We start from the raw sequence: 7,225 nt of genomic DNA, 5'->3' as shown, positions 1-7,225 counted from the left end.
TGCCAAAGGTAGCTCTTATGCCTTTACCTTTGAGTTCAACCAAGATACCAATTCAGAGTTCATCAAGAAGCTTGTGACTGTTAAGTGGGATGCCAAAGGTGGTCAATGGTCTTACGTTATCAATCAAGATTTCCTAAACTCTCTGGGAGTTAAAGGTACTTTTGATGCAGACTTCTACATCGAAGTTGAGCGTATTGCGGCTGGAGAAGTTGAGAATACTTTTGTTAATATCGTAAATGGACAAGAAATGGTAGCGAAAGTAACAACTCATACTCCAGAACCACCAAAACCTGAAGAACCGGGCAAACCAAAACAATCACTACCAAACACTGGATCAGCAGCAAGCATGCTTCCAGTTGTGGGAATGATTTTGGGATTATTGAGTCTTGCAGGTCTTCGTAAGTCGAAAGAAAACTAATTTGATGAATTAAAATGAAAGAATGACCACAAGCTGGGGTATAACTCTCTTGTGGTCTTTATCGAAAGGAGAAAAAATGCAAGTATTTATCGCTTCTGGACGTGTTGCATTCATTCCAAATGATGCAGTGGGCCGAACTCCAAACGGTCACGTCAGTTTCAAATTTGAATTTGTTTGTGATTCGAGCATGACTGATGATACAAATAAACCAATCCCTAGTTTCTTCCATGTACAAGTTTATGGAAAACAAGCGGAATTGATGGCTCAGAGCCTATCTAAGGGCTCTCCAATTCTCTTAAAAGGAGAAATTATCCAACGACCATATAACGATGAACAAGATCAACGTCGGACGTATCAGTTTATTTCACCAAACCAACAAGGAGGAATCACTTTCCTTGAAAATAAGGAGGCATCTAACCGACGTAAGCAAGAACAACAGGGCTTTTCTCAGCCGACACCAAGTTCTAATCCTCCATCCTATCCTGAACCAATAGATGTGGATTCCCCGTTCTAAAGGGATTGAAAGCATACAAGGACACTTGTGTGCTTTTTTTGTGGTTTATTTATTGTATAAAAAGTTATATAACTTATGGTACAACAATATCTTTTGTCCCTTTAACAAAGAATTTGATATTATCCTTTAGAATAGAGAGGAATTAAGAGATAATAAGAAAGGAGAGCAACAATGGCAAGACAAAAATACAATTATCTGTCTGATGAATTGATTGCGGAATCTCTTCAGGTGACCAATTACTTAGAACAAAGTCGATCCAGTCGATTGAATATTCTTCAGTTGGATGGAGAGAAATGGTTGGAAGACTATTTTAACCGTTATGAGAAAGCCTCTCCAAGGCTACAGTTTCACATATTTCTCTTTTCGAGCTTTTATACTCGAAAAATGGAATGGTTTTTGGAAGGTGTAAGGGGGTAGTAGTTTGTTTGAGTTATTTGAAGTAGTATTTTATACCCTTATCCAACTGATTCGAGCTAGTTGGATCAATACCTTCTTTTTTCTAGGAGGCACAGGTTATTACCTATTTAAACTCTTCCAGCCGTATTTTTTAAGACATTATCAAAGGTTATTAGCAGGTAAGACTAGTTTAAGCCAGACAATAAAAAGAGGTTGGAAAAATCGTAAAGAAATTGATTGGAAACAAGTATGGTTCAAATCAATTAGAGGGTTGTTCAATTGGATGAAGTCATTCATACCTAAACTCTTGGCGCTTGTCTCTCTCATCCTTTGGAATATTTTCTTCAGGATGTTCTACACTCTCCCTTTTGTTAAACGAGAACGGAAACGATTTGATAAAGAAATGAAACCGATTCTTTATTTTAAAAGTTATCGCAGCTTCGTTTATATGGGATTAGGTTTTAGCTTTATTGCTTTTATCTTAACCAATTACCTAGTTACTGTTTTGAGAGCCACAATTCGCTTTCTCTATTTTAGTGCCTGGTCCTTTAAAGATGCTAGTAAGGCCGTAAACTTTGACTTAAACAGCCTCTTATTTCAAAGTTTATTGAATGCTAAAGTCTTCTTGATAGCACCTATTTTAGCATTTCCAATCTTTTTATTGGGCTTAGTGATTGCCTGGAAATCTGCCTGGGTGAACTTCGAGCAGTTTCGAGACTATAACAACAATGAAGAAGGAGATGACCGTTTTGTGACGATTGATGAAATTCGTCGTCAATACAAAAAGATCCCCAATAAAGATTTAACTTATCCAGGTGAAGGTGGAGCTCCTGTACTTCATGAACTGACTCATGATTTAGCAGGACAAACACTGAGAACTCAAATGTTATGGCAAAATAGAAAAATGAGCCGATACGTGACAAATGCGGAGCGAATTTTAGGCATGTTAGCTTTTCCTTCTGGATATTATTACATTGAAGATAAGCCGACGAATCTGTTAGGAATTGGGATGACTCGTTCAGGTAAGGGTGAAGGTCATATTACTCCAGCAATTGAAATCAACAGTCGTGCTGAATTGCAGCCATCGATGGTACTAGCAGACCCGAAAGGGGAACATTATCAAGCCTCCTACAAACTCATGAGGCAACGTGACTATGATGTCAATGTTCTTTCTTTCCAAAATATGGATTGGTCTATGTCCTTCAATCCGCTAGCTCTAGCCATCGCTGCCGCAAAGAAGGGCTACTATGAGAAAACTCAAACCTATGTCAATGCAGTCGCAGAATCCATTTATCCGAAACAAAAAGGTGGAGAGAAGGGAAATGCTGAATACTTCCGTAAGTCTTCTATATCCCTGTTTAATGCTCTTACAATGGCTTTGATGGATCGAGCTAATGAAACTGTTCAAAATGGTGAAGACGATGCCTGGGATACCATTACGATCCCTAACGTTGCGAAATTCTTGGCGACAATGGGGTCTGAAGAAGTCTTTGTAGATGGTGCTGGAGAAATCGTCGAGAATCCAAGCAGAGAACAACAAGTATCGAAAAAGTCAAAAATCACAGTCTATTTTGATAATTTGAGACAAGTCAATCAACAACAATTCTCGAAATTTAGACAAATGGCTGATATCGAATTTCGTGCTTCGGACTTTGGTGGTGACGAAACTAAAGGGAATGTCTACTCTAGCATGATGACAGGAATCAACCTGTTCTTGCAAGACAACGTGGCCAAACTGACTTCTAAAAACTCTATTGATTTAGAGTCTGTTGGCTTCCCACGTCGATTGTCTGTCAAGTTGAGATCAAGCACCAATAGTCAACTTAAAAATGAGTTCAAGCACAAAACTGCTAAAGTAACGATTACAGGATTGAAGAAGTGGGGTAAAGTCGAAAAGAAAGTCGATTATATAAAGCAAGCGACGGCTTTAGTTGACGGGGAAGGCTATCTTACTTATGCCATTGAGCCTAAACTTCCAGATCAGTTTACGGTAACGATTGATTTCAATCATAAGAACAATGGGCATTCCCCTGTTCGAGATCAAATCTTTCAATTTTCAGCTGAAAAAGTCTATCGAAGAAACGGAGATAGTCTAGAACTAGATGAGTATACCAAGAAGCCGATTTTAGATCATATCGATATAACCGTCCTTAAGAATAAAGAAGATACCCAAAATCTTCTTCAGGAGTCGGATATTGAACTGGTCTATTCAGATAAACCGAAAGTCATTTACCTGGTAACACCGCCAAACCGAACAGAGTATAATGGGATTGTTTCGTTATTCTTAGATCAGCTATTCAATGCTAACTATGAGCTTGCTCTCTCAAGTGGTCGTAAATGTATTAATCGGATTCTCCATATCTTAGATGAGTTTACAAATATCCCTGCGATTCCTCACATGGATACAAAAATATCTATTGGATTGGGACAAAACATTCTCTATTACCTATGGATTCAAAATCTGGAGCAATTGGATGATAAATACGGCCAAAATGTTGCTCGAACCATTATGGACAACTGTTCATTGAAGGTTTATGTTAAAACAACATCTTCAGATACCAATAAGAAATTTAGTGCTGACCTAGGTACACGTACCATCACCAGAAGACGGCGCTCCAGCAATATCCTAGACGAAGCCAATCCAAATGTAGCTGTCGAGAATCCAAAACAAGAGTTGTTGACACCAACGCAATTGGCCAAGCTCCAGGAAGGAGAAGCGGTTATCTTACGTGGAGTCAAGGGAAGGGATAATGTTGGACGTAAGGTCACAACGGATCCAATCTTCGCACATGATAAGACGAGCTTCCCTTACAAGTACATGTTTTTACAAGAGGAGTTTGATACATCGATGACTCTTGCGGATATTCCAGTCGAAAGTGCGCACCGTGAGCTAGAACTTCAGGAGATCGCAGTTGATGCAGGTATAGCCTTCAACAACATCATAGACTGGAGGCAACGTTTGACCATGCCTCTCCTCAGCAACAATGGAGAAACTCCTAAACTATCAGGTCGTCATAGTAAAGGACAAAAGGTACAATCCCAATCATTTACTTCCACAGATGAACTATTTCAGGCAGCTGTAGCTAGTGTTATTCAAGGTGACTATGATTATTATGATGATGGAGACGACTTCTTTGCGGATGAAGTTATCTAAAAAGATGTACAATAAGTTATATAAACCCTTGCAAGAAAAAATGATGTTTGTTATAATGAAATAAATAATGATTAGGAGAAAAATGATGAAAGCAAAGCACTTTTTAAGAATTGTTTTAGTAGGGTTAGCCTTGATTTTACTAGGAGCATGTGGTCAAAAATCACCTGAAAGTCTCGCTAAAAATGTGCTAAAAGATAGCTATACAGGCTTCTCACCAGAACATAGTTATGAGAGTATTTATTTTAAAGGTGGAGTAGGAACTACTTTAAAGTTTGATAAAGAAAAGCGAACCATCTCGAATAACGACGGTAGAAGTGTTCAGTACAGTGTCCTATCAGAGGAACAAGTAAAGACGATTCCAACCGCTTTCAGAGGGACTATTGTTAGTTTAGAGAGTCAGCTGAAAGGAAAGGACAATTTTACAATAGCTGTTGGTGATAATGCAGATAAGCCTGAGGAAGCAGAGGCTTATTATCAAGTCGTCTTGACCGAGGGTGGCAAAAAAATCCGAATCATTGAACTCCGTCGTGGTTACAAAGAAGACAATGCTTTCTATGATTTCAACGGAACCGCAGATTAATCTACAATAGTCTCAATTACTTGAGGCTTTTCTTGTTGTCAGAATTTCATTGTCCCTTTAAAAACGATTTTTCCATTATTGAATATGATAGGGGTATCTTAGAAAGAAAGAAGGTACCTTTAGTGCACTATCAAACCTTTTCAGATTTGGTGAATGAGGTCAAGGATCTCAATGGTGAAATCACAGGAGAGAATGCAAAAAAGCTGGCGGAGTTCTATTCCTACTGGGGAAACTATTTAGAACCGACTCCTGCATTTATGGCATATCTATCCTATTTACCAGGAGGGATTGGCAAAGCTTTTTATCAAATCATTTCCAGTCTAGAACATGTTTTTAATAATATGTTCAAGCTCTTTGGTCTCTTCGGTTATCTGGGCGACCAGAAGACGATTATAGGCCAGTTCTTTTACTGGTTTCAGCTATTGGGGACGTCCTTGTTCACCCTGATTTTGGTCGTATCGGCCGTCGCAGGAGTTTTTACAAAGCCAGTCAAATACAAAGGAGTCATTACGAATTTTCTTTTGGTAACGGCTGTAACTGCCGTATTGCCACTAGCTTTGACCACCATCTCAACAGCAGTGGCACAGGATGCCATGTCTATCCAGACAGTCTCCAGTGAAGCGCCATCTGGCAGTCAGTCAACTTCCTCCTTGGCTCTGCAACCCATGAAAAATAATGTGGTGGACTTAAAAGTCTTGATCTACAAAGATTTTTCTACAGAGTTGTTTCCAATGGATGATTATGGTTATATCAAGCCTGTTCAGGAAGGCTCTACTCCTGTCAATAATATCACGGATGACCCTGCACAGCGGGATACGACTGATTTTGCGACCAAGATTGATTTTGGTGCAAACTATGGTACAACGAATCCAAAAATGTTAGAGGAGATACAGGAAGACGATAAAATAAAAGGAATTAAGGGCTTGTTCCTCCATAAGTTGAATTCCAATAATACTGGAGTTGAAAGCATTACAGAACACCGAGTCATTAATCAATTGAGTGCATTTGAATCAGTTTACATGCGCTATAAAGTCAACTGGATCGGGATGTTCCTCCAGTATATAATCCTAGCTATTCTTTTGGTCAGTATGATCATCAAGCTCGTCAAATCAGTTTTTGATATTCTGATTGAAGCAATGATTTCTCCGATTCTTGGTTATAGCTCCCTATCAAACTCAAAGAAATACAAAGAGTTGTTAAGAACGATTGGCGGTGCCTTAGCAGGAATCTTCTTTGAAGTTATCATTATGCGTGTAACACTTGAGATTTTCAGAGATTTACCAATCCTTTCTGTTTCAGCAGTATCTAAGCTTTCTGGCGGATTCTTTGATGGACTCAATATGTGGGAACAGTGTCTTGCAGCTGCCTTTGTTTACGTTGGAGTATTCTTTGCAGCAATGCAAGGAGTGGCCATGATCGAGCGCTGGCTTGGAGTTTCAACAGGTCATAGTGAAACAGCTCAACAACTGCTCGGAGCTATGATGATGGGCAATGCCTTTGCGGCTGGAGCAGGCGGTCTCTTTAATGGTAGTATGGCACTTGGCCAATTTGGTATGGATATGGCACAAAAAGCTCCAGATGCCCTGTCTAAAGGAAGTCAGATCCTAGGAAATAGCCTAGCCAGAACTGGAGGTGGCATTCAAGGTGCTTTGAACTCTGTAAAAGACCAAGGCTTGATGAATGCGGCCAAAGGTGGCGTAAGTAATATGGTTGATTTGGCAGAATGGAAAGCATTTGAAGCCATGCAAAATGGGCAAGGGGCAGTTGGCAAAGTTTTAGATAAGCTGGATGATAAGGCTGCCTCTGCTCAAAATGCGACCTATAACGCTCTGAAAAATGATGCGGTTCCTGGAATTGCTCAGCCTGGTCCAATTGATATTCCTGAGCCTCCAATTGATTCAGGAACAACGGATGCACCTATTGTCGATCCAACTTCTTCAGCTGAAGGAATGGAGTCCCCAATCCAAGATTCAAATCCACCTGCAGATGCGCCAGTTTCAGAATCGACACCACCAGCACAGCCTGATTCTTCTCAACAAAAATTTCAACAGAGTATGAATCAAATGAACTACATGAACCAACAAATGCAACAAGCAGGTCAGCGTATGCAGGGAGGACGTCATATCACTGGCGCTGAGAGTGACGACGAAGAAGAATAGGCGG

At 39.8% G+C, this 7,225-nt stretch carries 6 protein-coding genes; all 6 read left to right on the top strand.

The window, feature by feature from the left end:
- Positions 1–418, top strand: a 418-nt coding sequence (locus ADM33_RS10575; RefSeq protein ID WP_049505134.1) for an LPXTG cell wall anchor domain-containing protein, incomplete at its 5' end; no start/stop codon positions are given.
- Positions 419–494: 76 nt separating this feature from the next.
- Positions 495–932 (top strand): single-stranded DNA-binding protein, encoded by a 438-nt coding sequence (locus ADM33_RS10570; protein WP_006154607.1) that lies wholly within the window; start codon positions 495–497, stop codon positions 930–932.
- A gap of 171 nt (positions 933–1,103) precedes the next feature.
- Positions 1,104–1,349, top strand: a complete 246-nt coding sequence (locus ADM33_RS10565; protein ID WP_049505130.1) for a hypothetical protein — start codon at positions 1,104–1,106, stop codon at positions 1,347–1,349.
- 4 nt (positions 1,350–1,353) lie between these two features.
- A complete protein-coding gene (locus ADM33_RS10560; protein WP_049505128.1) occupies positions 1,354–4,482 on the top strand; it encodes a VirD4-like conjugal transfer protein, CD1115 family in 3,129 nt (1,042 codons plus the stop codon).
- Between the two features lie 82 nt (positions 4,483–4,564).
- Entirely contained in the window at positions 4,565–5,062 is a 498-nt protein-coding gene (locus tag ADM33_RS10555) for a hypothetical protein (RefSeq protein ID WP_080982735.1), read from the top strand.
- A 122-nt stretch (positions 5,063–5,184) separates the two neighbouring features.
- The gene (locus tag ADM33_RS10550) at positions 5,185–7,221 is read left to right on the top strand and encodes a pLS20_p028 family conjugation system transmembrane protein (RefSeq protein WP_049505122.1); all 2,037 of its coding nucleotides are present in this window, start codon (positions 5,185–5,187) and stop codon (positions 7,219–7,221) included.
- The last annotated feature ends 4 nt before the right edge of the window (positions 7,222–7,225 follow it).

The sequence above is a fragment of the Streptococcus oralis genome, assembly GCF_001075875.1.
Classification (GTDB): domain Bacteria; phylum Bacillota; class Bacilli; order Lactobacillales; family Streptococcaceae; genus Streptococcus; species Streptococcus oralis_I.
This window is presented reverse-complemented; position numbering and strand designations above follow the sequence as displayed.

Excerpts from the sequence above, each read along its gene's own strand:
- ADM33_RS10570 (WP_006154607.1), top strand. The coding sequence starts at position 495 with ATGCAAGTATTTATCGCTTCTGGACGTGTTGCATTCATTCCAAATGAT.
- ADM33_RS10565 (WP_049505130.1), top strand. The coding sequence starts at position 1,104 with ATGGCAAGACAAAAATACAATTATCTGTCTGATGAATTGATTGCGGAA.
- ADM33_RS10555 (WP_080982735.1), top strand. The coding sequence starts at position 4,565 with ATGATGAAAGCAAAGCACTTTTTAAGAATTGTTTTAGTAGGGTTAGCC.